Below are 22976 nucleotides of genomic sequence, written 5' to 3' on the forward strand. Positions count from 1 at the left end.
TCGGCTCCTTTTTGCGACGGGGTCGGCCGCGTCGGCGGCATCAGAGTTGACGGATGACCTTGGCAGCGGTCGCCACGTTATGGGCCAGGTGCAGCGGATTAATGGTCCCGACAATAGCACTGGCGACGCCCGTTTGCGCAAACAACAACATGAAACTGGCTCGAATTGGATCCACTCCGGGTTCCAGGCAAACGTGACCGCTGGCCAGGGCTTTTTTCACCAGGATGCCCTTGCCGTGCGCCGCCGCATATTCAATGACGGCTTTCTCGGTCTGTTCGTTCAAATTATAGGTAACCATCGCGCAGTCGCCTTGTTCCAGGGCCTTCAGCCCGCCTTCGACGGTCTTGCCGGAAAAGCCGAAGCCGCGGATCTTGCCTTCCTGTTTCAACTCGGCCAGGGTCTGGTAGACCTCACAGTCGTCAAGGATATGCAGGTCGTTGCCGTCGGAGTGCACCAGCACCAGGTCGATAAAATCAGTTTCAAGTCGTTTCAAGCTGCGTTCGATCGACAGGCGGGTGTGTGCCGCGCTGAAGTCGTGGCGGGACACGCCGTCTTCGAACTCTTCACCGACCTTGCTGACAATCACCCAATCCTTGCGCTGGCCACGCAGCAGTGGCCCCAGGCGTTCCTCGCTCATGCCATAGGCCGGCGCGGTATCGATCAGGTTGATGCCCAGTTCGCGGGCCTGGCGCAGCAGCATGCGGGCTTCGTCGTCACCGGGAATCTGGAAACCGCTGGGGTACTTCACCCCCTGGTCGCGGCCCAGCTTGACAGTGCCCAGGCCCAGTGGCGAAACGCGCAGGCCGGTGCTGCCCAAATCGCGATGCAGGTCGTGCAGGGTGGGCAGGCTCATGGCAACAGTTGCTCCCAGACAGGTACGCCGAGGGCGGGTTTTGGCAAGTCCGGCAATGGCCCGCTGGCACTCGGGTGGATACCGTCACGTTCCAGGCTGTTGATCACCCGGTCGGCGAAATCCGGCGCCAGCGCCAGCTTGGTCGGCCAACCCACCAACAAGCGGCCCTGTTCAGCGATAAAGGCGTTGTCGGGGCGGCTGAGGCCCGACTGCAGCGGCTCGGCGCGGTCAACGCGCAGGGTGGCCCACTGGGTCTGGCTCATGTCGATCCACGGCAGCAATTGCGCCAGCTCTTTCTGGGCGGTGGCGATCTGTTCTTCCGGCGTGCGCGCCACGCCATCGGCTTCGGCAATGTCGCCGCCCATGTACCAGACCCAGTTGCCATCGGCCGCAGGGTGAGTGGTGACGGTGATGCGCGGCTTGGTGCCGCCGCCCAGGCAGTGGGCATACAGCGGCTTCAGGCCGGGGCCTTTGGCGATGATCATGTGCAACGCACGCTTTTGCATGGCCGGCTGGCTCAGGCCCAGCGCGCTCAGCAGGTCGGCCGTGCCTGCGCCGGCACTCAACACGATGCGCTGGGCGCGGATCTCGCGACCGTCCACCTTCAAGCCCACCAACGCGTCGCCTTCGCGCAGCGGTTCGATCTGCTGCCCGGCGAGCAAACCATCGCCGGCCAGTTGCGCCAGGCGTTCGATCAGGCTTGGTACATCGACGACCAATTCCGCCAGGCGATAGACCTTGCCCTTGAAGCGACGGTCTTGCAGCGCCGGGGGCAGGTCATCGCCCTTGACCTGATCGACACGGCCGCGCACGGCCTTGCTGGCAAAGAAGCTGGTGAGGTTGCCGGCGAGGGTACCGGGCGACCACAGGTAATGGGCCTCGGACAGTAGACGTACGCCGGACAGATCCAACTCGCCCTGACCCGCCAGCGCTTCACGCCAGCGGCGCGGCATGTCGGCAATGGCTTCGGAGGCGCCGGTGAGCGCGCCGTGCAGGGCGTATTTCGCACCGCCGTGAATGATGCCCTGGGATTTCACGCTTTGCCCGCCACCCAGGCTGGCGCTTTCCACCAGCACCGTGGAGAACCCCTGGCAGCGCAGGCGCGCATTCAGCCAGAGGCCGGCAACCCCGGCGCCGACAATCAGAACGTCGGTGGAAATAACGGATGGCATGGGCGACCTCAGTGTTCAAGACAAGGGGCGCAGTATACAGCCTGTTGACGGGTGGTCAGTGCCCGGCGGTTTTCGAGAACAATTGGATCACCACCACGCCCAGCACAATCAGGCCCATGCCCAGCATCGCCGGAATATCCAGCTTCTGCCCGTAGATGAACAGCGCCGCGATGCTCACCATCACAATGCCCATCCCGGCCCACACCGCGTAGGCCACGCCGACCGGCACGGTGCGCACCACCAGCGTCAGCATCCAGAACGCGATGCCGTAGCCGACGATCACCAGCAGCAGCGGGATCGGCGTGCTCCAGCCCTTGATGGCTTTCATCGAAACGGTGGCGATCACTTCCGAGCAAATGGCGATAGCCAGGTAGCAGTAGGCGGCGTTCATGGGTCAATCCTCGGGGTGAAAGCATTCAGATAAGGCCTGCATTCTAGAGTTCTTTCAGATGGGGTAAAGTCATTACCTATCCGAATCGGAGATAGGTTGAGCCATGAGTGTGCAATGGGATCTGGAGCAGATGCGCTTGTTTGTCAGCGTGGCCGAGCAGCGCTCGTTTTCGGCGGTGGCGCGCCAGCAGCGCAAGGCTCAATCGGCGGTCAGCAATGCGATAGCACTGCTGGAGGCGGACCTGGGCGTGAGCCTGTTCGAGCGCAGCAGCGGCCGCCAGCCTCGGCTGACCGAAGCCGGCAGCGTGTTGCTCGAAGAGGCACGCGAAGTGCTGCGCCAGTGTGAACGGCTCAATGGTCGGGCGCTGTCACTGACGCGTGGCGAAGAGGCTTGCCTGCGCCTGGCCCAGGATGAGGCGATGCTGTTCCAGCCGGTACTCGATAGCCTTGAGGCGCTGGCGGTGCGGTACCCGCTGCTGGAAGTGCAATTATCCAGCGCCGCCCAGGGCGATGTGGCGCGCAAGCTGGTGGAGCGCAAGGCGGACCTGGGCCTGTTGTTCTATCACGACCAGATCCCCGAAGCCCTGGAGCGGCGGGTGGTCGGTAGCGTGGAGATGGTCACGGTATGCGGTGTCAACCACCCGCTGGCCAAGGAAACGTACGTGACGTGCCAGCACCTGGCGCAGTTTCGCCAGTTGCTGATGTCGACCCAGACCAGTGTCTACCCCGGCAGTGAAGCCGCCAGTCCGCTGGTGTGGCGTGCGGACAGTTTCTACGTATTGGCCGAATGGTTGATGAGTGGCCTGGGCTGGGCCTGGCTGCCCCGGCATATCGTGCAGTACCCGACCTACCAGCAACAGATGGTCGAATTGCGCAGCGAGTGGACGCCGCCGGCCCTGGTGGTCGAGCTGGTCTGGCGGCGCGACGAGCATCTGGGGCCTGCCGCGCGGTTCCTGGCCAAACGATTTGCCGAGTGCTTGCAGGCGATCGACTGAAAAAGCCGATAAACTCCGCCGCCATGAATAGAACTCTCTACAGCTGTCTGTTTTACCTGGCGCTGCCCCTGGTGGCTTTACGTCTGTGGCTGCGTGCGCGCAAGGCGCCGGCCTATGCCAAGCGCGTCGGCGAGCGCTTCTCCTATGGCTTGCCGCCGATGCAGCCAGGCGGAATCTGGGTGCATGCGGTGTCCGTGGGCGAAAGCATCGCTGCGGCGCCGATGGTGCGCGCGCTGCTCGAGCGCTATCCGCAGTTGCCGATCACCGTGACCTGCATGACCCCCACCGGTTCCGAGCGCATCCAGGCCTTGTTCGCCCATGAGCCGCGCATCCAGCACTGCTATCTGCCCTATGACCTGCCGTGCGCGGCCAGGCGTTTCCTTGATCGCGTGCAGCCCAGACTGGCGGTGATCATGGAGACCGAGCTGTGGCCCAACCATATCCACGCCTGCGCCCAGCGCGGTATTCCCGTGGCGCTGGCCAATGCGCGGTTGTCGGCGCGCTCCGCCAAGGGCTATGCACGTTTCGCCAAGCTGACCGCGCCGATGCTGGCGCAGATGAGCCTGTTCGCCGTACAGACGCAAACCGAGGCCCAGCGCTTCCTGAGCCTGGGGGCCCGGCCCGAAACCGTCGACGTCACCGGTTCGATCAAGTTCGACCTGAGCATCGACCCGCAATTGCCCGTGCGTGCCGCCGCGTTGCGCGCGCAGTGGGGCGCCAGCGAGCGGCCGGTCTGGATCGCCGCCAGCACCCACGAAGGCGAAGATGAAGTGGTACTGGCGGCCCATCGCCAATTGCTCGAGAGCTATCCCAACGCGCTGCTGATTCTGGTGCCGCGCCATCAGGAACGCTTCGGGCCGATGTTCGAACTGTGTGAGCAGCAAGGCTTTGCCACGGTGCGGCGTTCCAGCGGCATGCCTGTCAGCACGCAAACCAACGTGCTGCTCGGCGATACCATGGGTGAGTTGCTGTTTCTCTACGCCTTGGCCGACAGCGCCTTCGTCGGCGGTAGCCTGGTGGCGACCGGTGGGCATAATCCATTGGAGCCGGCAGCGTTGGCCCTGCCCGTGATCATGGGGCCACATGTGTTCAACTTCCTTGAGATCACCGCGATGATGCGCGAAGCCGGGGCGTTGCGACAGATCGATGACGCCGAGGGGCTGGCCGAAGCCGTGCGCCAGCTGTTCGAACTGCCGCAGGATGCACGCCGGATGGCGCAGGCGGGGCTGAAGGTGATGCAGGCCAATCAGGGGGCTTTGAAGCGTTTGCTGGAGGGTTTGAACAAGCTGCTCAACCACTGACAACACAAAATCAAATGTGGGAGCGGGCTTGCTCGCGAAAGCGGTGTATCAGTACCAGATGTACTGGCTGAAACTCCGCATTCGCGAGCAAGCCCGCTCCCACAGGGGATTTTCGGTGTTATCAGTTATTCGGCCGGGCCTTGAGTTGCTCGGCGGCGGCCTTGGCCAGGTCCGGCGGCAGGAAGTCGCGGTCCGGGTTGTAGTCGGCCTTGAGGTAACGCGCCAGGTCCTGCAAATCCCCTGGGTTCAAGGTGCCGGCCGCCTGCTTCAGGCGCAGGTTATCGAGGATGTAGTCGTAGCGGCTGTTGTTGTAGTTGCGCACCGAGGCATAGAGCTGGCGCTGTGAGTCGAGCACGTCGACGATATTGCGCGTACCCACCTGATAACCGATTTCCGTGGCCTCCACCGCGCTCTGGTTAGAGATGATCGACTGGCGGCGCGCCTGTACCTGCTCCACATCAGTGTTCACCGCGCGGTGCAGGTTGCGCGTGTTTTCCACCACCTGGCGGCGCAGGCCTTCGCGTTGCTGCTCGGTCTGGCCCAGGCGCGAGTAGGATTCACGCACCTGCGAGCTGGTCAGCCCGCCGCTGTAGAGCGGGATGTTCAAGCGCAGGCCGATGGTGCGTTGTTCCACGTCACCTCGGTAAGGCGTGCCGAAGGCATTCGGGTTGCTGAAGCCGAGGGCGTCGTTGTCGCCTTTTTCGTACTGCGCCACGGCGTCCAGGGTCGGCGCATGCCCGGCCTTGCGCTGCTTGAGGGTCTCTTCGGCGGCGGTGACGGCGTAGTTGCTGGCGAGCAGGTTCAGGTTCTGGCGGCCGGCGGTTTCAACCCAGGCCTTGGCGTCGTTCGGCAATGGCGGTAATACGGGCAGTGTGTGCACGATGCCCTGGATCGAATTGTACTGGCGGTTGGTCAGGGTGATCAGCGCCTCGAACGCGTCTTCCACCTGACGCTGCGCCAGGATCCGGTTGGCGCGGGCGGTGTCGTAGCTGGCCTGGGATTGCAGCACGTCGGTCTTGTCCGACAGGCCCACGTCGAAGCGCTCGTTGGATTGGTCCAGTTGGCGCTTGAAGGCGTTTTCTTCGGCCTTGGTCGACGCCAGGTTGTCCTGGGCGCGCAGCACGGCGAAGTAGCTTTCGGCGCTTTGCAGGATCAGGTTCTGTTCGGTGGCCGACAGTTGCAGCGCGGCCTGCTCGTTAGTGGCTTCGGCCGCCTGCAACTGGAACCAGCGGTCGGCGCGGAACAGCGGCTGGCTCAAGGTCGCGCGCCAGGAATGGGCATCGCGGTTGGCGGTGGCCGCCGGCGTGTCGATCTGGGTGCGCACGTTATTGATATCGGCACCGCCCGACAGGTTAGGCAGCAGCCCGGCTCGGGCCTGGGGCACCACTTCCTTTTGCGCGCCGTATTGGGCGCGGGCGGCCGCCAGGTCGGCATTGTTGTCCACGGCTTCCTGGTAGACGCTGACCAGGTCGGTTCTGGCGGACAAGGGCGCTTCAGCTGCCCAGACCAGTCCGTTGGTCGCACAAGACACGGCAACAGCCAGTGAGAGTTTGCGCAGCATGAGGCGATCCCTGAATTAATATTACGGCTATAATTTATCGGCCAAGGCTACGGTGACGTATTAAGAGCGTCAAGCCTTGAGGCAGCTGGGGAGTGTAGTGGCGCTTATCCCGCGCAACAATCCTGTAATCACGCCATTCATCACGCTGAATGCACCGCTATTGGCAATTTGCCCGCGCCATGGTCTAGACTGGCCACGTTCTTGTCGGGGTGCCTTGTTGGAAGGCTGAGATCGGTAAATACCGGATCCCGTTGAACCTGATCAGGTTAGCGCCTGCGTAGGGAACAAGATTTCTCGTCACCCGGCGAGTCCTCTTGTGCTTCGTCCGGGATGCTGTTCGGCCATCGAACAGCCCTCGTGCACCGAGCACAGCACTGGTTCCAGTGCGTCCATCCGTCCCAGGTTCGCTCCGACAAAAATCCACCGCCTGGATAGTTGGAGAGCCCGTGATGAGCACAGAACTAAAAAATACAAAGCTGAAAAACACCGTGCACCTGAGTGAATCGGCCAAGGTCGACGCTGGCTCCGTGCAGCCCTTCACCCGTTCGCAGAAAATTTATGTGCAGGGCACTCGCCCGGATATCCGCGTGCCGATGCGTGAAGTCAGCCTGGACGTGACGCCCACCGATTTCGGCGGTGAGATCAACGCCCCCGTGGTGGTCTACGACACCTCCGGCCCGTACACCGACCCCAACGTAATCATCGATGTGCGCAAAGGCCTGGGCGATGTGCGCTCGCCGTGGATCGAGTCCCGTGGCGACACCGAGCGCCTGTCCGGCCTCAGTTCGCACTTCGGCCAACAGCGTCTGAGCGACGCCGAGCTTACCGCGCTGCGCTTTGCCCACGTGAAGAACCCGCGCCGCGCCAAGGCCGGCGCCAACGTCACGCAGATGCACTACGCGCGCAAAGGCATCATCACCGCCGAGATGGAATACGTCGCCATCCGCGAAAACATGAAGCTCGAAGAGGCCCGCGCCAGCGGCCTGCTCGACCAGCAACACGCCGGCCACAGCTTCGGCGCCAGCGTGCCGAAAATCATTACCCCGGAATTTGTGCGCGAAGAAATCGCCCGTGGCCGCGCGATTATCCCGGCCAACATCAACCATACCGAGCTGGAACCGATGATCATCGGCCGCAACTTCCTGGTGAAGATCAACGGCAACATCGGCAACAGTGCCCTGGGTTCGTCCATCGAAGAAGAAGTGGCGAAGCTCACCTGGGGCATTCGCTGGGGCTCGGACACGGTGATGGACCTGTCCACCGGCAAGCACATCCACGAAACCCGTGAATGGATCATCCGCAACTCGCCGGTGCCGATTGGGACCGTACCGATCTACCAGGCCCTGGAAAAAGTCGGTGGCGCCGCCGAAGACCTCACCTGGGAATTGTTCCGTGACACCCTGATCGAACAGGCCGAGCAGGGCGTCGACTACTTCACCATCCACGCCGGCGTGCTGCTGCGCTATGTGCCGCTGACCGCCAAGCGTGTAACCGGCATCGTGTCCCGTGGCGGCTCGATCATGGCCAAATGGTGCCTGGCGCACCACAAAGAGAACTTCACCTACACGCATTTCGACGAAATCTGCGAAATCATGAAGGCCTACGACGTCAGCTTCTCCCTCGGCGATGGCCTGCGCCCGGGTTCGATTGCGGACGCCAACGACGCCGCACAGTTCGGCGAGCTGGAAACCCTCGGCGAACTGACCAAGATCGCCTGGAAGCACGACGTGCAAACCATGATCGAAGGCCCTGGCCACGTGCCGATGCAGTTGATCAAGGAGAACATGGACAAGCAGCTCGAATGCTGCGACGAAGCGCCGTTCTACACCCTTGGCCCGCTGACCACCGACATTGCGCCGGGCTACGACCACATCACCTCCGGCATCGGCGCGGCGATGATCGGCTGGTTCGGTTGCGCGATGCTGTGCTACGTCACGCCCAAGGAGCACCTGGGCTTGCCGAACAAGGATGACGTGAAGACCGGGATCATCACCTACAAGATCGCCGCGCATGCCGCCGACCTTGCCAAAGGCCATCCCGGCGCGCAGATCCGCGACAACGCCTTGAGCAAGGCGCGGTTCGAGTTCCGCTGGGAAGACCAGTTCAACCTCGGCCTGGACCCGGACACCGCGCGGTCGTATCACGACGAAACCTTGCCGAAGGACTCGGCCAAGGTCGCGCATTTCTGCTCGATGTGCGGGCCGAAGTTCTGCTCGATGAAGATCACCCAGGAAGTGCGTGAGTACGCGGCCAACCAGCGGATTGACGCGGTGGACGTGGATGTGGCCAAGGGCCTGGCCGAGCAGGCGGAGCGGTTCAAGCAGGAGGGGAGTCAGCTTTACAAGAAAGTTTGATCCGGGATTGCGGGCGCCTGTACCGGCCCCTTCGCGAGCAAGCCCGCTCCCACATTTGAAATGCATTCCAAGTGTGGGAGCGGGCTTGCTCGCGAAAGCAATTTACCAAACAACAAGTGTTCCTCAGAGATATCCCCCTTGAGCATTCAACCCAGCACTTATTCCCCTGATATCGCGGTACCCGCCGACAAACGCGTCTTCGGCGCCCGCGATCTGTTTTCCCTGTGGTTCTCCCTCGGCATCGGCCTGATGGTCCTGCAAACCGGTGCTTTGCTCGCGCCTGGCCTTGGCCTGTCCGGCTCATTGCTGGCGATCTTCCTCGGCACCCTGGTCGGCGTACTGCTGTTGGCGGCGGTCGGCGTGATCGGCAGCGACACCGGCCTGTCCGCCATGGCCGCCCTCAAACTCAGCCTTGGCGCTAAAGGCGCGAGCCTGCCGGCGCTGTTGAACCTGCTGCAACTGATCGGCTGGGGCTCATTCGAGATCATCGTGATGCGCGACGCCGCCAGCCTGTTGGCCACGCGGGCGTTCGGCGACGGCAGCCTGCTGAACAGCCCATTGCTGTGGACCCTGTTCTTCGGTGGCCTGGCGACCCTGCTTGCCGTCAGCGGCCCACTGACCTTTGTGCGCCAGATCTTGCGCAAATGGGGTATCTGGCTGCTGCTCGCCGCCTGCCTGTGGCTCACCTGGAACCTGTTTGCCAAAGCCGACCTCGCCGCGCTCTGGGCCCAGGCGGGTGACGGTTCGATGCCGTTTGCGGTGGGGTTCGATATCGCCATTGCCATGCCGCTCTCGTGGCTGCCGCTGATCGCGGACTACTCGCGCTTCGGCAAACGCGCAAAAAACGTGTTCGGCGGCACTGCGCTCGGGTTCTTTATCGGCAATTTCTGGCTGATGAGCCTGGGCGTGGCCTACACCCTGGCGTTCGCGCCGAGCGGTGAAGTGAACGCGCTGCTGCTGGCGCTGGCCGGGGCCGGCCTGGGGATTCCGCTGCTATTGATCCTGCTGGACGAGTCGGAAAACGCCTTTGCCGATATTCACTCGGCGGCAGTCTCCAGCGGGATATTGTTGCGCTTGAAGGTCGAGCACCTGGCATTGGCGATCGGCGTGATCTGCACCCTGATCGCCTGCTTTGCGCCCTTGGCCCAGTACCAGAACTTCCTGTTGCTGATCGGCTCGGTGTTTGCGCCGCTGTTTGGCGTGGTGCTGGTGGATCACTTCATCCTGCGCCGCCGTGGCCAGGGTGTGATCGCCAACCTGCGCTGGCCGGCGTTGTTGGCCTGGCTGGGCGGCATCGCCACCTATCATCTGCTGGCCAATTTGTATCCGGAGGTCGGCGCAACCCTGCCGGCACTGGTGCTGGCAGGGCTGCTGCAGTTGCTCCTCGGCCGGGCCTTCAGCGGCGCGCGGGCACCAGCTCAGGCTTGAGGATGCCGTCGAGGCGCGAGTAGGGAATCTGCAATTCGACGTGGCCCAGGGCGTACGGTGCGATGGTGCTGGTGGGGTACTTGAGGATCACGGCGCCGTAGGTCAGCGCCACGTTCGGGGTTTTCTGGAAGGGGTAGGTTTTCACGAACTCCGGCTCCAGGCTCAGGCGGGTGCTGATCAGCCAGCTGTTGTGGGCCACCTGGGCGGCTTTCCAGAACGCGTCTTCTTTGCCGGGCAGGAGCATGTCGGTCAGCGACAAGGCTTTTTGCTGCTGGCGCGAATAGTTGATGAACGCGCGGCCCGGCTCGCCGTGGGTGGCGCCCTGGTCGAGGTAGCTGGACAGTTCGATGATCACCAAGCCGTCATGCTGCTCGCGTACCTTGGCCTGCAAGTACATGCTGTTGCGCGGGGCGGCGGTGCGCAGGAACTGCTCGCTGTAGCTCGCAAGGCTGGTCGGCAGCGGGTCGCTCGGGGAGGTCTGGGTCATTTCCAGCAGGCGCTGTTCGATCAAGGCGTCCAGCTTGGGTTCCTTGGCGAAATGCACAGTGTCGATATTCACCAGCGGGCAATCGGCGCTGGCGCAGCCCGGCTTGCTTTGCTCGGTGGCATCGCGGGTGGCTTCCAGAGGCGTGCGCCAGTTGGGTTGGAACAGGCTTTGGCAGGCACCGAGGGTCAAGGCGATGCAGGCCACGGAGGCAATTTTTAACAGCGACATGGATGTCCTTCGTCTAACGATAAGAGCGAAATTGTGCAGCTTCGACTACCGGCAAGGCAGTCAGTTCGCCACTAAGCTCATTAGAGTGAGTTTGAGGTCCGCCGTCTATCCCGGCAACCGGAAAGAGGCTGCATTAACGGGCATGAGCGCGTTAGGATGGCGCGAAATGCGCAGGCTCAACGAGGACAGGATATGACGGACTTTGCAAGATCGACGCCGGGCAAGATCGAAATTGTGCAGCGCGACAATGCTTATACGGGCTTCTACAAGCTGGATCGCGTGCAACTGCGCCACGAAAAATTCGATGGTGGCATGAGCCGGGTGATCAACCGCGAAGTCTTTGTACGTCATGATGCCGTATGCGTGCTGCCCTACGATCCGCAGCGCGATGAAGTGGTGTTGAACGAACAGTTTCGCGTGGGCGCCATGGGCCGCACCGACAACCCCTGGCTGATCGAGATGGTCGCCGGCCTGATCGACAAGGACGAGCAACCCGAGGAGGTTGCACACCGCGAAGCCGAAGAGGAAGCTGGGCTGACGTTCTCCGCGCTGTGGCCGATCACCAAGTATTTCCCATCGCCCGGCGGCAGTACCGAATACGTGCACTTGTACCTGGGCCGTTGCGACAGCGCCGGCGTGGGTGGCATCCATGGATTGGAAGAAGAAGCTGAAGATATCCGCGTCACCGTCTGGGCGTTCGAAGATGCCCTGCAAGCGGTGCGTGACGGCAAGATTTCCAACGCAGCCAGCATCATCGCCCTGCAATGGCTTGCGCTTAATCGCGCGGAAGTGAGGGGGTTATGGCAGTAAAGGCACGGGAACGTTATCGAGTCGACCTGATCGGGCTGCAAGCGGCCTGCGAGGCCAACTATGCGCGGCTGATGCGCCTGCTGCCCGACATGCGTCACGCCCCCGAGGCGCGGCGCATCGGTGTGACCCATGGCGACCAGATGCTCGGCGTGCTGGCGCTGGAAGTCATCGTCAACTGCCCGTACACCACCACCTTGCGTGTGCGCCAGGAGCACAGCCTGCCCTGGCTGCCGGTGCCGCAACTGGAGGTGCAGGTGTACCACGACGCGCGCATGGCCGAAGTGATCAGCGCCGAACATGCACGCCGCTTTCGCAGCATCTATCCTTACCCCAACGTGTTCATGCACCAGCCCGATGAGAAAGCACAACTCAATGTGTTCCTCGGCGAATGGTTAAGCCACTGCCTGGCCCTGGGTCACGAGTTCGAAGCTGTTCGGTAGATGTGAACTGCGTCGGGTTCCTGGGTTTCCTCTTTGTGTCCTGCCCCAGCATAATCACGCCAAACGTCCATTCCTGTGATTGCCTTGGGAGAGCGCCTTGCCGAGCGTATCCACCGTGAGCCCCGATGCACCGGTATTGCTGGTGCAACTGTCCGACAGCCATTTGTTTGCCGAGGCCGATGGCGCGCTGCTGGGCATGAACACCCGCGAAAGCCTGCGACAGGTAATCGAGTTGGTGCGCGCGCAGCAGCCCTGGATCGACCTGGTACTGGCCACGGGTGATCTGTCCCAGGACGGCACGCTTGAGTCGTACCGGCAATTTCGCGACATGACTACGCCCTTGGGGGCTGCGACGCGCTGGATTCCGGGTAATCATGACGAGCCGCCGATCATGGCCCGGGCCGCCGCGCACAGTGATCTGCTGGAACCGGTGGTCGATATCGGCCACTGGCGTGTCACCCTGCTTGACTCCGCCGTTCCCGGTTCCGTGCCGGGTTACCTGCAAGACCAGCAACTGCAATTGCTGGCCCAGGCCTTGAGCGAAGCGCCGAACCGTCACCACCTGGTGTGTTTTCACCACCATCCGGTATCCATCGGTTGTGCCTGGATGGAGCCCATCGGCCTGCGCAACCCCGACGCCTTGTTTGCCGTGCTCGACCGTTTCCCCCAGGTGCGGGCGGTGCTCTGGGGGCATGTGCACCAGGAGATCGACCGCGAACGCAACGGCGTGCGCCTGCTGGCGTCGCCATCCACCTGTATCCAGTTCGCGCCGGGCAGCGAGGATTTCAAGGTCAGCGAGCAGGCGCCGGGTTATCGCTGGCTGCGGTTGCATGCCGACGGGCGGTTGGAGACGGGTGTGGAGCGGGTGCAGGATTTTGCGTTTACGCCGGATTACGCCAGCAGCGGCTACTAAAAGCTGCAAACACGGTTTGAAAAGGTGGGAGCTGGCTTGCCTGCGATTGCGGTATGCCAGTTAACACCTCTGTGACTGAAACACCGCCATCGCAGGCAAGCCAGCTCCCACACAAGTTATTCAGTGTCTGGTGGTCCGGGGAACTCACACACGCCCCCGATCCCTGTAAACTGCGCCCCTTTGGCAGAGTCACGGAGAGCCCGGCATGTCGGCTTCGATCCTGTATATCCACGGTTTCAACAGCGCGCCGGCGTCCAACAAGGCCAGCCAGTTGATCAGCGTGATGGACAACCTCGGCCTGGCCGACCGCCTGCGGGTCCCGGCGTTGCATCACCATCCCCGTCAGGCGATTCCTCAATTGGAGGAGGCCATTGCAGAACTGGGTCGGCCACTGCTGGTCGGCAGCTCACTCGGCGGCTACTATGCAACCCACCTTGCCGAACGCCATGGCCTCAAGGCGCTGCTGGTGAACCCGGCGGTCAGCCCTCATCGGATGTTCGACGGTTATCTGGGCACCCAGAAGAACCTCTACACCGACGAAACCTGGGAACTGACCCACGATCACGTCACGGCGCTGGCCGAGCTGGAAGTACCGGCGCCCCAGGATGCCGCGCGTTATCAGGTGTGGTTGCAGACCGGGGATGAAACCCTGGATTATCGCCTCGCCCAGCACTACTACCGGGCCTGTGCCTTGCGCATCCAGGCCGGTGGCGACCATGGTTACCAGGGTTTTGCCCGCCAACTGCCGGCGTTGTTGAGCTTCGCCGGCTTTGGCGCAGATCAGTACCAATCCTTCGATTTTGCAGCACTGTAAACATCGCAGGTTACTTTTTAATCGAACGACTCACGACGAGACACCATGGCCACTCCCAGCGCTAGCTCTTATAACGCCGACGCCATCGAAGTCCTCTCGGGCCTCGACCCGGTGCGCAAACGCCCCGGCATGTACACCGACACCAGTCGGCCGAACCACCTTGCCCAGGAAGTCATCGACAACAGCGTCGACGAAGCCTTGGCCGGGCATGCCAAATCGGTGCATGTCATTCTTCATGCGGACCATTCCCTTGAAGTGTCCGACGACGGTCGCGGCATGCCGGTGGACATTCACCCTGAAGAAGGCGTGTCGGGCGTCGAGCTGATCCTCACCAAGCTGCACGCCGGCGGCAAGTTCTCCAACAAGAACTACCAGTTCTCCGGCGGCCTGCACGGTGTGGGTATTTCGGTGGTCAACGCGCTGTCGAACCATGTGCGGGTCAAGGTCAAGCGCGACGGCAACGAGTACGAGATGACCTTCGCCGATGGCTACAAAGCCACCGACCTGCAAGTGATCGGCACCGTTGGCAAGCGTAACACCGGCACCAGCGTGTATTTTGCGCCGGACCCCAAGTACTTCGATTCGCCGAAATTCTCCATCAGCCGCCTCAAGCACGTGCTCAAGGCCAAGGCCGTGCTGTGCCCGGGCCTGCTGGTCACCTTTGAAGACAAAGGCACCGGCGAGAAGGTCGAGTGGCATTACGAAGACGGCCTGCGCTCCTACCTGGAAGATTCCGTCAGCGACTTCGAACGCCTGCCCAACGCGCCGTTCTGTGGCAGCCTGGCCGGTAATAAAGAAGCCGTCGACTGGGCACTGCTGTGGTTGCCGGAAGGCGGCGACAGCGTGCAGGAAAGCTACGTCAACCTGATCCCTACCGCCCAGGGCGGTACCCACGTCAACGGTTTGCGCCAGGGTTTGCTGGATGCCATGCGCGAGTTCTGCGAATACCGCAGCCTGCTGCCGCGCGGCGTCAAGCTGGCGCCGGAAGACGTGTGGGAGCGCATTGCGTTCGTGCTGTCGATGAAGATGCAGGAGCCGCAGTTCTCCGGCCAGACCAAAGAGCGCCTGTCGTCGCGCGAAGCGGCGGCGTTTGTCTCCGGCGTGGTCAAGGACGCGTTCAGCCTGTGGCTCAACGAGCATCCCGAGCTGGGCCTGGCCTTGGCCGAGTTGGCGATCAACAACGCCGGCCGTCGTTTGAAGGCCAGCAAGAAGGTGGAGCGCAAGCGCATTACCCAGGGCCCGGCACTGCCCGGCAAGCTGGCTGACTGCGCCGGGCAGGACCCGATGCGTTCCGAACTGTTCCTGGTCGAAGGTGACTCCGCCGGCGGTTCCGCCAAACAGGCACGGGACAAGGAATTCCAGGCGATCCTGCCGTTGCGCGGCAAGATCCTCAATACCTGGGAAGTCGATGGCAGCGAAGTCCTCGCCAGCCAGGAAGTGCACAACATCGCCGTGGCCATCGGCGTCGACCCCGGCGCGGCGGACATGAGCCAGCTGCGCTACGGCAAGATCTGCATCCTCGCCGACGCCGACTCCGACGGCCTGCACATTGCCACGCTGCTGTGCGCGCTGTTCGTCCAGCACTTCCGCCCGTTGGTGGATGCCGGTCACGTCTACGTCGCCATGCCGCCGCTGTACCGTATCGACCTGGGCAAGGAGATTTTCTATGCCCTGGACGAAGCCGAGCGCGATGGCATCCTCGACCGCCTGGTGGCCGAGAAGAAACGCGGCAAGCCACAGGTCACGCGATTCAAGGGCCTGGGCGAAATGAACCCGCCGCAACTGCGCGAAACCACCATGGACCCGAACACCCGGCGCCTGGTGCAGTTGACCCTGGAAGACTACGCCGCCACCTCGGAAATGATGGACATGCTGCTGGCGAAGAAACGCGCGCCGGACCGCAAGTCCTGGCTGGAGTCCAAAGGCAACCTGGCCGAGGTGCTGGGCTGATGCGCACAGGTTTCGCCCTGGCGATCCTGATGTTGTGCGGGTTGGCGGCCACCCAGGTGGCTGCTGCGCCCGTGGCTGAGCTCAAGCTGATCTCCGAGCATCCGGTGGACGGCATGCGCGGCGGTAACCTGTCGGGCCTGGCCGTGTGCGGTAACGCGTTGTGGACGGTTTCCGACCGCGACGACGACCAGATCTACCGCTTGGATACGCATGCGCCGACCTGGCAAGCTGAGGCAGTCAGGATCGACGTGCCGCCGGTGCCCGAATCCGGGTTGCCGTGGGGGCTGCGTTCGCGCACCAAGGCTGCCTCGCTCATTCGCGGTGGCGACCTGGATTTTGAAGGCATCGCCTGCGATGCCGTCGGCAACCGCTACATCGTCAGCGAAGCCCACGCCGCAGTGCTGAAAGTGCCGCTGGCGGGCGCGCCGCAATGGTTGAACATTGCCCCGGCGATGGTGCGTGAAGCGCGGGCCGGCGGCATGTTGCTGCACTTCAACGCGTTGTTTGAAGGCCTGGCGATCAGCCCCGAGGGCAACCAGATCTGGCTGGCTGCCGAGCGTGAGCGGCGCGGGCTGGTTTCGATCAAGTCTGCGCAGGGCCTGTGGGGCTGTGATGGGCCCTGTGTGCTGATGAGCGAGGTGGGCCGGCAAGTGCAGCCGGCCAAGTTCACCGATGCCAAGGCTGTGTCCAAGGATTTCGCCGACCTGGCGCTGTTCAACGGCAAGCTGTTTACTCTGGAGCGCAATGCGTTCCAGATTTGCCGACGCGATCCCGCCACGGCCCAGGTGGAGTTGTGCTGGTCGTTTGCCGACGAAACCCTGACGCCCCAGCGACGTTACCCCCAGCCCTACGGCCTGGCTGAAGCCCTGGTGGTGGACGCCGAAGGCGCCTGGCTGGGTATCGATAACAATTTCGGCCCGCGTGCCGATGGTGAAAAGCGCCCCATGGTCTATCGTTTCGCCGCCCCTGCCGGTGGCTGGAGCGCCCGGCCATGAGCCCCTGTTTTTTTGACTTGACCCGGTGCAGCGGCAGTTCCGCTGCGCCTTACCCGACCATGATGAGGCCCGCATGAGTGACATCCTCGCAGACAGCTTAGACGGCGTAGAGCGCCGGTCGCTGGCTGACTTCACCGAAAATGCCTACCTCAACTACTCCATGTACGTGATCATGGACCGTGCCTTGCCGCATATCGGCGACGGTCTGAAACCCGTGCAAAGGCGCATCATCTACGCCATGAGTGAGTTGGGCCTGGATGCCGACTCCAAGCACAAGAAGTCGGCGCGTACCGTCGGTGACGTGCTTGGCAAGTTCCACCCCCACGGTGACTCGGCGTGCTACGAAGCCATGGTGCTGATGGCCCAGCCGTTCAGCTACCGCTACACGCTGGTGGACGGCCAGGGCAACTGGGGGGCGCCGGATGATCCCAAGTCCTTCGCCGCCATGCGATACACCGAGGCGCGCCTGTCGCGTTACTCCGAAGTACTGCTGAGTGAGCTGGGGCAGGGCACTGCGGACTGGGGGCCGAACTTCGACGGTACACTCGACGAGCCGCTGGTGTTGCCGGCACGTTTGCCGAACATCCTGCTTAACGGCACTACGGGCATTGCGGTCGGCATGGCCACTGACGTGCCGCCGCACAACCTGCGCGAAGTCGCCACGGCCTGTGTGCGTTTGCTGGATGAGCCTAAAGCCACGGTCGAGCAGCTCTGCGAGCATATCCAGGGCCCGGATTACCCGACCGAAGCTGAAATCATCACGCCACGCGCCGATCTGCTGAAGATGTACGAAACCGGCAAGGGCTCGGTGCGCATGCGCGCCGTGTACCACATCGAGGATGGCGACATTATCGTCACGGCGCTTCCGCACCAGGTGTCCGGCGCCAAGGTGCTGGAACAGATCGCTGCGCTGATGCAGGCCAAACCGTCGAAATTGCCGCAAGTGGCCGACCTGCGTGACGAGTCCGACCACGAAAACCCATGCCGCATCGTGATTATCCCGACCAACAGCCGGGTCGACCACGAAGTACTGATGCAGCACCTGTTTGCGAGTACGGAGCTTGAGTCCAGCTACCGGGTCAACATCAATATCATCGGCCTGGACGGCAAGCCGCAGCTGAAAAACCTGCGCAACCTGCTGGTGGAGTGGCTGGAGTTCCGGGTGAACACCGTGCGCCGTCGCCTGCAATTCCGTCTGGATAAGGTCGAGCGTCGTCTGCACCTGTTGGACGGCTTGCTGATTGCCTACCTCAACCTGGATGAAGTGATCCATATCATCCGCACCGCGGAGCACCCCAAAGCCGAGCTGATCGCGCGTTTCGAGCTGAGCGAGATCCAGGCTGACTACATCCTCGACACCCGCTTGCGCCAATTGGCGCGTTTGGAAGAAATGAAGCTGCGCGACGAACAGGACGCGCTGCTCAAGGAACAAGCCAAGCTGCAAGCCTTGCTGGGCAGCGAAGCCAAGCTGAAGAAGCTGGTACGCACTGAGCTGATCAAGGACGCTGAAACCTATGGCGACGACCGTCGCTCGCCGATCGTCCAGCGTGCCGAAGCGAAAGCTCTGACAGAAACAGAGCTGCTGCCAAATGAGAAAATTACCGTCGTTTTGTCGGAAAAGGGTTGGGTTCGCTCCGCCAAAGGGCATGATATTGATGCAACCGGGCTGTCGTACAAGGCTGGCGACGGGTTCAAGACCGCCGCGGCCGGGCGTTCCAACCAGTTTGCGGTGTTTATCGATTCCACCGGGCGCAGTTATTCGGTACCGGCCCACACGTTGCCGTCCGCACGGGGGCAGGGCGAGCCGTTGACGGGGCGCCTTACGCCGCCGCCGGGTGCGAATTTTGAATGTGTGCTGCTGCCGGACGACGACGCGCTGTACGTGATCGCCTCCGACGCGGGCTACGGTTTCGTGGTCAAGGGTGAAGACCTGCAGGCCAAGAACAAGGCGGGCAAAGCGCTGCTGAGCCTGCCGAATAACGCCAAGGTGATCCTGCCGCGGCCGGTGGATGACCGCGAGAGCAATTGGCTGGCGTCGGTGACCACCGAAGGGCGCTTGCTGGTGTTCAAGATCAGCGACCTGCCGCAGTTGGGCAAAGGCAAGGGCAACAAGATTATCGGTATCCCAGGGGAGCGCGTGGCCAGTCGCGAAGAGTACGTGACCGACATTGCGGTAATCCCGGAAGGTTCTACCCTGGTGCTCCAGGCCGGCAAGCGCACGTTGTCATTGCGCCCTGACGACCTTGAACACTACAAGGGCGAGCGTGGTCGACGCGGTAACAAACTGCCTCGGGGCTTCCAGCGGGTGGATGCTTTGTTGGTGGAAACGCCTGCGTAAGGCGTATTAGAGCCCTCGATCTACGATTTAACGCGTAGATCGACGCTTTGGCGCTGGAGTCATGGCGCATATTCACGGATGATATGGCCTTTCCAGCGCCGGCGTGGCCGAGCGTGTTTAGGTTGTTTTTAAGTATTACATTGTGGTTTGCCTTGTGGCAGCCACCTGGATGGGATGATGACTGCTCCACGCCTTCCTTTTATTTTCATGCTCGCTGGCCTTTTGGGGCTGGCGGGTTGCAGCACGCATCAGCCGGTGTCGCTGTACCAGCTGGACAGCGGAAGTCCGGCTCAACCCGCTCAGACCGCCGGCATGGCCGTCTTGTTGGGCCCGGTGGTGGTAGCCGACTACCTGCAACGCGAAACCCTGCTGCAACGTCAGAACGACGGCAGTTTGCAAGGTTCCACCGATGGTCGTTGGGCGGGCAGCTTGTCCTCTGACATCAACCAGCTGATGTTGCGCCAAGTGGCGGGTCACCTGGACAGCCAGCGCGTTGTGCTCGCACCCGCACCCACCGGCTTTACCCCGGATGTGCAGGTGTTGTTGACCATTACCCGGCTCGATTCGGGTAAATCGCAACCGGCGATCCTCGATGCACAGTGGCGCTTGATCGACCGCCGTGGTCAGGTGCGCGATAACCGCATCGTGCATTTGCAGGAAGAGCACGCCGGCACCACCGCCTCCCAGGTCCAGGCCCAGGGCGTGTTGTTGCAGCACCTGGCGGAACAGTTGTCGGTGGCGCTCAAGCCATTGGCCAACCAACCGCCGATTGCCGAATCGCCACGCAAGCAAAGCGCCCCGGTGCAGGCCAAACCGACCGAGCCGCAGAAGCCAAAAATGCCGATGGCGACGCCGATCCGTACGGATATGGAAGTGTTCAGGTTCTGATCTGAATAACACGCAAACAAAAGGCCCGCTGACTCAGCGGGCTTTTTTGTTTGTACGCAATTTGAAGGACACTGAAGATCCCTTGTGGGAGCGGGCTTGCTCGCGAAAGCGGTGGGTCAGCCGGTACATCTGGTACTGATACACCGCATTCGCGAGCAAGCCCGCTCCCACACAAGCCCGCTCCCACAGGGTCCTGCATTGTTCATCAGGGCTTGGCGCGGGTCTCATGCATCCGCGCCAACTGGCGCTCCAGCATCGACGGGTACGGCTCCATCAAGCGCTCCACACAACTGGCGCCTTCAGGGCTGGCAATCGGGCGAATACGTGCGCGCTGACGGATCAGCGTATCTTCGCTGATCTTGCGCTCCACCAGCAGCAGGTTGCGGCTGTGTTGGGACAGGGCCAGGGCATCCTGGGCGATCTCGGTCAGCAACAGGTCGATCTGGCTCATGCCAAACAGATCGTCGCCTACCGTCAGGCCCAGCTGCAATTGCAGGGTGATGCCGCTGTCGGCCACTTCGATTTGCAATTCATGGCCCAGGGCGCGCAGCAGCTCACCGCAGCAGATGGCGTTGGTCAGGTAGTCTTCGCCGCTGTCTTCGCTGTGGAACAGCATCAGGGTGCTGCCGTCATTAAGGGTGTGCAATTCACTCTGGTACAGCGACGCGGCCTGGTCGAGGCAGTCACGGTAGCGTTCCAGCAGTTCGGTCAGGCGCGCGCGCGGCAGGCGACGCAATTGGTCCTGGGCGCCCAGTTGCACCGCGAGTACGGCACTGTACTGGGGTTCGGTGCTTCTGAGCGGGGCCGGTTTCGGGGCGACGGCCGGGGTGCCGTCCGAAGTGTCGCGCAGGTCGGCGAAAGGGTCTTCGTCGTCCAGTTCGTCTTCTTCGGCGATGAACGCCTTGCGGGTCGCAGGCTTCAAGCCGGCCACCGGCGCTTCTTGCACGGCAAATTCCGGTTCGTCGTCGTAGTCGGTGTCGTCGAACTCAGGCTCGGGCTCGGCTTCGCGCACTACCGGTTCCGGGGCGAAGCTGGCGTGCAGTTGGCGGGCGAGGTCGCCGATTTCATCCTGGCGGTCGGTGGCCGGGGTGTGCTCGTCAATGTCGCGCAGCCAGATGCGCAGTTGCATCAACGGCGTGGAGATATGCCGGCCCAGGCGCAGGCTCAAGGCCAGGGCCAGCGCCAGCAGGATCGCGCTCAAGATGCCCATGCTTTGCAGGCTGATGGTCATCGGCTGCTGGAATTGCTGCATATCCAGGCTGATGCGCAGTTGGCCGGCCTTCACATCCTGAAACGTGATATTGCTCTGGTACAGGCCTTCGGCTTCGCCCAACAGGCCGTTTTTCGGGCGCTGCCCGGCTTCGGCCATGATCCGGTTGTCCACGCTATAGATGGCGGCGTGGGCCACCAGCGGGTTTTTGGTCAGGTTGTTGAGCAGCACGTTGAGGCTGAGGATGTCGTTGGACACCAGCAGCTCGGTCGCCGACGTGGCGGTCTGGGTGGTCAGGCTTTCGCCCAGGGCGTCGGCCTGCTCGTGCATGGCCTGCTTGAACTGCAAACCCATCACGCAGGCGTAGATCACCAGTGCCAGGGCGACCAGGATCACGTTATGGCTGGCGATGCGTAATGCGATCGGTACACGGCGGTGGCGCAGTGCCCGGAAGATCAGCAGGAAGAAGTTGTCGGTTTTTACTGGCGTAGGCCGGTTCACTTGAGCTCGGCTCTTGGTCCGTGAAGTTGACGCGCAGTATAGCGACAGCCCTAGAACCGGCAAAGCGCTGGCTGTGCCCGATGGTCACTGAAAGTGGGTAGAATGCGGTTTTTTTCCAGCCTGGGGGTGCGCCTTGCGCGAAATTGTCCTGATAAACATCACCGGTGTTGACCGACCGGGTCTCACCGCAGCCATTACCGGTGTTCTGGCCCAGGGTGGTGTAAACATTCTCGACATCGGCCAGGCGGTGATCCACGACACACTGTCGTTCGGCATTCTGGTGGAGATCCCGAGCACTGAACAGGCGTCCTCGGTGCTCAAGGACATCCTGTTTACGGCGTACAAGCTGGACCAGCAGGTGCGTTTCACACCCGTGTCCGAAGCCGATTATCAGCATTGGGTCGCCGGCCAGGGCAAGAAACGCCACATCGTGACGCTGCTGACCCGCAAGGTAACCGCCGAGCAGTTGCAGCGCGTCAGCTCGATCACCGCGAAGTATGGCTTGAACATCGACCACATTGACCGTTTGTCGGGTCGCATGCCGCTGGATACCCCCGCCGACAAGCGTAAAGGCTGCATCGAGTTTTCCGTGCGCGGCGAGCCGGCCGACCCGCAAGCCCTGCGCGCCGAGTTCCTCAGCGTGGCCCAGGAGCTGAACGTCGATATCGCCTTCCAGGAAGACTCGCTGTTCCGCCGCAACCGCCGCCTGGCGGTGTTCGATATGGACTCGACGCTGATCGAAGCCGAAGTCATCGACGAATTGGCCAAGGCCGCGGGTGTAGGCGAGCAGGTTTCGGCGATTACCGAGCGTGCCATGGCCGGCGAATTGGATTTCCGTGCGAGCTTTAAAGAGCGCCTGGCGCTGCTTAAAGGCCTGGACGTGAGCGTGCTGGACTCCATCGGCGCATCGCTGCGCCTGACCGAAGGCGCCGAGACCTTGTTCGCCGAGCTCAAGCGCCTGGGCTACAAGACCGCGATCCTGTCCGGTGGCTTCACCTATTTTGCCAAGCAGTTGCAGGCCAAGCTGGGCATCGACTATGTATTCGCCAACGAGCTGGAAGTGGTGGACGGCAAGGTCACCGGCGTGGCCGTGGAGCCGATTGTCGACGCACAGCGCAAGGCGGATCTGCTCAAGGAATTGGCGCACAAGGAAGGTTTGCGTCTGGAGCAGACCATTGCGGTCGGCGACGGCGCCAATGACTTGCCGATGCTGGCGATTGCCGGGCTGGGCGTTGCGTTCCGCGCCAAGCCGTTGGTGAAGCAGTCGGCCAAGCAGGCGATTTCGACGTTGGGGCTTGATGGTGTGTTGTATCTGCTGGGCTTGCGCGACCGCGACGGGCAGCTCTAA

Annotated in this window: 19 protein-coding genes and 1 riboswitch; of the genes, 13 read left to right on the forward strand and 6 right to left on the reverse strand. The window is 62.5% G+C overall.

From position 1 onward, the window contains the following. Positions 1-40: 40 nt before the first annotated feature. From H0Z09_RS04555 to H0Z09_RS04565, 3 genes are read right to left on the reverse strand one after another with little or no spacing between them, the layout of a single operon-like run. Positions 41-853 (reverse strand): aldo/keto reductase, encoded by an 813-nt coding sequence (locus tag H0Z09_RS04555; RefSeq protein ID WP_186687829.1) that lies wholly within the window; start codon positions 851-853, stop codon positions 41-43. Continuing rightward, positions 850-2025, reverse strand: a complete 1176-nt coding sequence (locus H0Z09_RS04560; protein WP_186687831.1) for an FAD-dependent oxidoreductase — start codon at positions 2023-2025, stop codon at positions 850-852. The genes H0Z09_RS04555 and H0Z09_RS04560 overlap by 4 nt, the downstream gene beginning before the upstream one ends. 55 nt (positions 2026-2080) lie before the next feature. Continuing rightward, a complete protein-coding gene (locus H0Z09_RS04565; protein ID WP_057724331.1) occupies positions 2081-2416 on the reverse strand; it encodes a multidrug efflux SMR transporter in 336 nt (111 codons plus the stop codon). A gap of 103 nt (positions 2417-2519) precedes the next feature. Between H0Z09_RS04565 and H0Z09_RS04570 the strand changes: the two genes are divergently transcribed. Continuing rightward, the gene (locus H0Z09_RS04570) at positions 2520-3410 is read left to right on the forward strand and encodes a LysR family transcriptional regulator (RefSeq protein WP_186687833.1); all 891 of its coding nucleotides are present in this window, start codon (positions 2520-2522) and stop codon (positions 3408-3410) included. A 23-nt stretch (positions 3411-3433) separates the two neighbouring features. Then, positions 3434-4711 (forward strand): lipid IV(A) 3-deoxy-D-manno-octulosonic acid transferase, encoded by a 1278-nt coding sequence (gene waaA, locus H0Z09_RS04575; RefSeq protein ID WP_186687835.1) that lies wholly within the window; start codon positions 3434-3436, stop codon positions 4709-4711. 121 nt (positions 4712-4832) lie between these two features. On the opposite strand, the gene H0Z09_RS04580 is transcribed toward waaA, so the two are convergent. After that, positions 4833-6272, reverse strand: a complete 1440-nt coding sequence (locus H0Z09_RS04580; RefSeq protein WP_186687837.1) for a TolC family outer membrane protein — start codon at positions 6270-6272, stop codon at positions 4833-4835. Between the two features lie 195 nt (positions 6273-6467). Continuing rightward, positions 6468-6573: riboswitch (TPP riboswitch) on the forward strand. A 148-nt stretch (positions 6574-6721) separates the two neighbouring features. On the opposite strand from H0Z09_RS04580, the gene thiC reads away from it, so the two are divergent. Continuing rightward, positions 6722-8626 (forward strand): phosphomethylpyrimidine synthase ThiC, encoded by a 1905-nt coding sequence (thiC, locus tag H0Z09_RS04585; protein ID WP_186687838.1) that lies wholly within the window; start codon positions 6722-6724, stop codon positions 8624-8626. A gap of 138 nt (positions 8627-8764) precedes the next feature. Continuing rightward, positions 8765-10054 carry a putative hydroxymethylpyrimidine transporter CytX gene (cytX, locus tag H0Z09_RS04590; RefSeq protein WP_186687841.1) on the forward strand — a complete coding sequence of 430 codons (1290 nt, stop codon included), beginning with the start codon at positions 8765-8767 and terminating at the stop codon, positions 10052-10054. Here the strand turns inward: cytX and H0Z09_RS04595 are convergent. Then, positions 10023-10769, reverse strand: a complete 747-nt coding sequence (locus H0Z09_RS04595) for an RsiV family protein (RefSeq protein WP_076951837.1) — start codon at positions 10767-10769, stop codon at positions 10023-10025. The genes cytX and H0Z09_RS04595 overlap by 32 nt on opposite strands. Positions 10770-10961: 192 nt before the next feature. Between H0Z09_RS04595 and H0Z09_RS04600 the strand changes: the two genes are divergently transcribed. From H0Z09_RS04600 to H0Z09_RS04635, 8 genes are all read left to right on the forward strand, one after another. Next, positions 10962-11579, forward strand: a complete 618-nt coding sequence (locus H0Z09_RS04600; protein WP_186687843.1) for an NUDIX domain-containing protein — start codon at positions 10962-10964, stop codon at positions 11577-11579. After that, entirely contained in the window at positions 11570-12019 is a 450-nt protein-coding gene (locus H0Z09_RS04605) for a DUF1249 domain-containing protein (RefSeq protein WP_012721893.1), read from the forward strand. The genes H0Z09_RS04600 and H0Z09_RS04605 overlap by 10 nt, the downstream gene beginning before the upstream one ends. 97 nt (positions 12020-12116) lie before the next feature. Then, positions 12117-12932 carry a 3',5'-cyclic-AMP phosphodiesterase gene (gene cpdA / locus H0Z09_RS04610; RefSeq protein ID WP_186687846.1) on the forward strand — a complete coding sequence of 272 codons (816 nt, stop codon included), beginning with the start codon at positions 12117-12119 and terminating at the stop codon, positions 12930-12932. Between the two features lie 205 nt (positions 12933-13137). Next, a complete protein-coding gene (locus tag H0Z09_RS04615) occupies positions 13138-13746 on the forward strand; it encodes a YqiA/YcfP family alpha/beta fold hydrolase (RefSeq protein ID WP_186687848.1) in 609 nt (202 codons plus the stop codon). Between the two features lie 45 nt (positions 13747-13791). Beyond that, positions 13792-15696, forward strand: coding sequence for a DNA topoisomerase IV subunit B (gene parE, locus H0Z09_RS04620; protein WP_076951843.1), 1905 nt, complete (start codon positions 13792-13794; stop codon positions 15694-15696). Further along, a complete protein-coding gene (locus H0Z09_RS04625; protein WP_186687851.1) occupies positions 15696-16691 on the forward strand; it encodes an esterase-like activity of phytase family protein in 996 nt (331 codons plus the stop codon). Before parE ends, H0Z09_RS04625 begins: the two co-directional genes overlap by 1 nt. A gap of 73 nt (positions 16692-16764) precedes the next feature. Beyond that, on the forward strand, positions 16765-19029 hold the full coding sequence (parC, locus tag H0Z09_RS04630; RefSeq protein ID WP_076951845.1) for a DNA topoisomerase IV subunit A: 2265 nt from the start codon (positions 16765-16767) through the stop codon (positions 19027-19029). 177 nt (positions 19030-19206) lie between these two features. After that, positions 19207-19917 (forward strand): ABC-type transport auxiliary lipoprotein family protein, encoded by a 711-nt coding sequence (locus H0Z09_RS04635; protein WP_186687854.1) that lies wholly within the window; start codon positions 19207-19209, stop codon positions 19915-19917. Positions 19918-20122: 205 nt separating this feature from the next. Here the strand turns inward: H0Z09_RS04635 and H0Z09_RS04640 are convergent, their stop codons facing one another. Next, a complete protein-coding gene (locus H0Z09_RS04640; protein ID WP_186687856.1) occupies positions 20123-21628 on the reverse strand; it encodes an AhpA/YtjB family protein in 1506 nt (501 codons plus the stop codon). A gap of 133 nt (positions 21629-21761) precedes the next feature. Between H0Z09_RS04640 and serB the strand changes: the two genes are divergently transcribed. Next, positions 21762-22976 carry a phosphoserine phosphatase SerB gene (gene serB / locus H0Z09_RS04645; protein WP_186687858.1) on the forward strand — a complete coding sequence of 405 codons (1215 nt, stop codon included), beginning with the start codon at positions 21762-21764 and terminating at the stop codon, positions 22974-22976.

The sequence above is a fragment of the Pseudomonas sp. SWRI18 genome, assembly GCF_014268345.1.
In the GTDB taxonomy this organism is placed as follows: domain Bacteria; phylum Pseudomonadota; class Gammaproteobacteria; order Pseudomonadales; family Pseudomonadaceae; genus Aquipseudomonas; species Aquipseudomonas cedrina.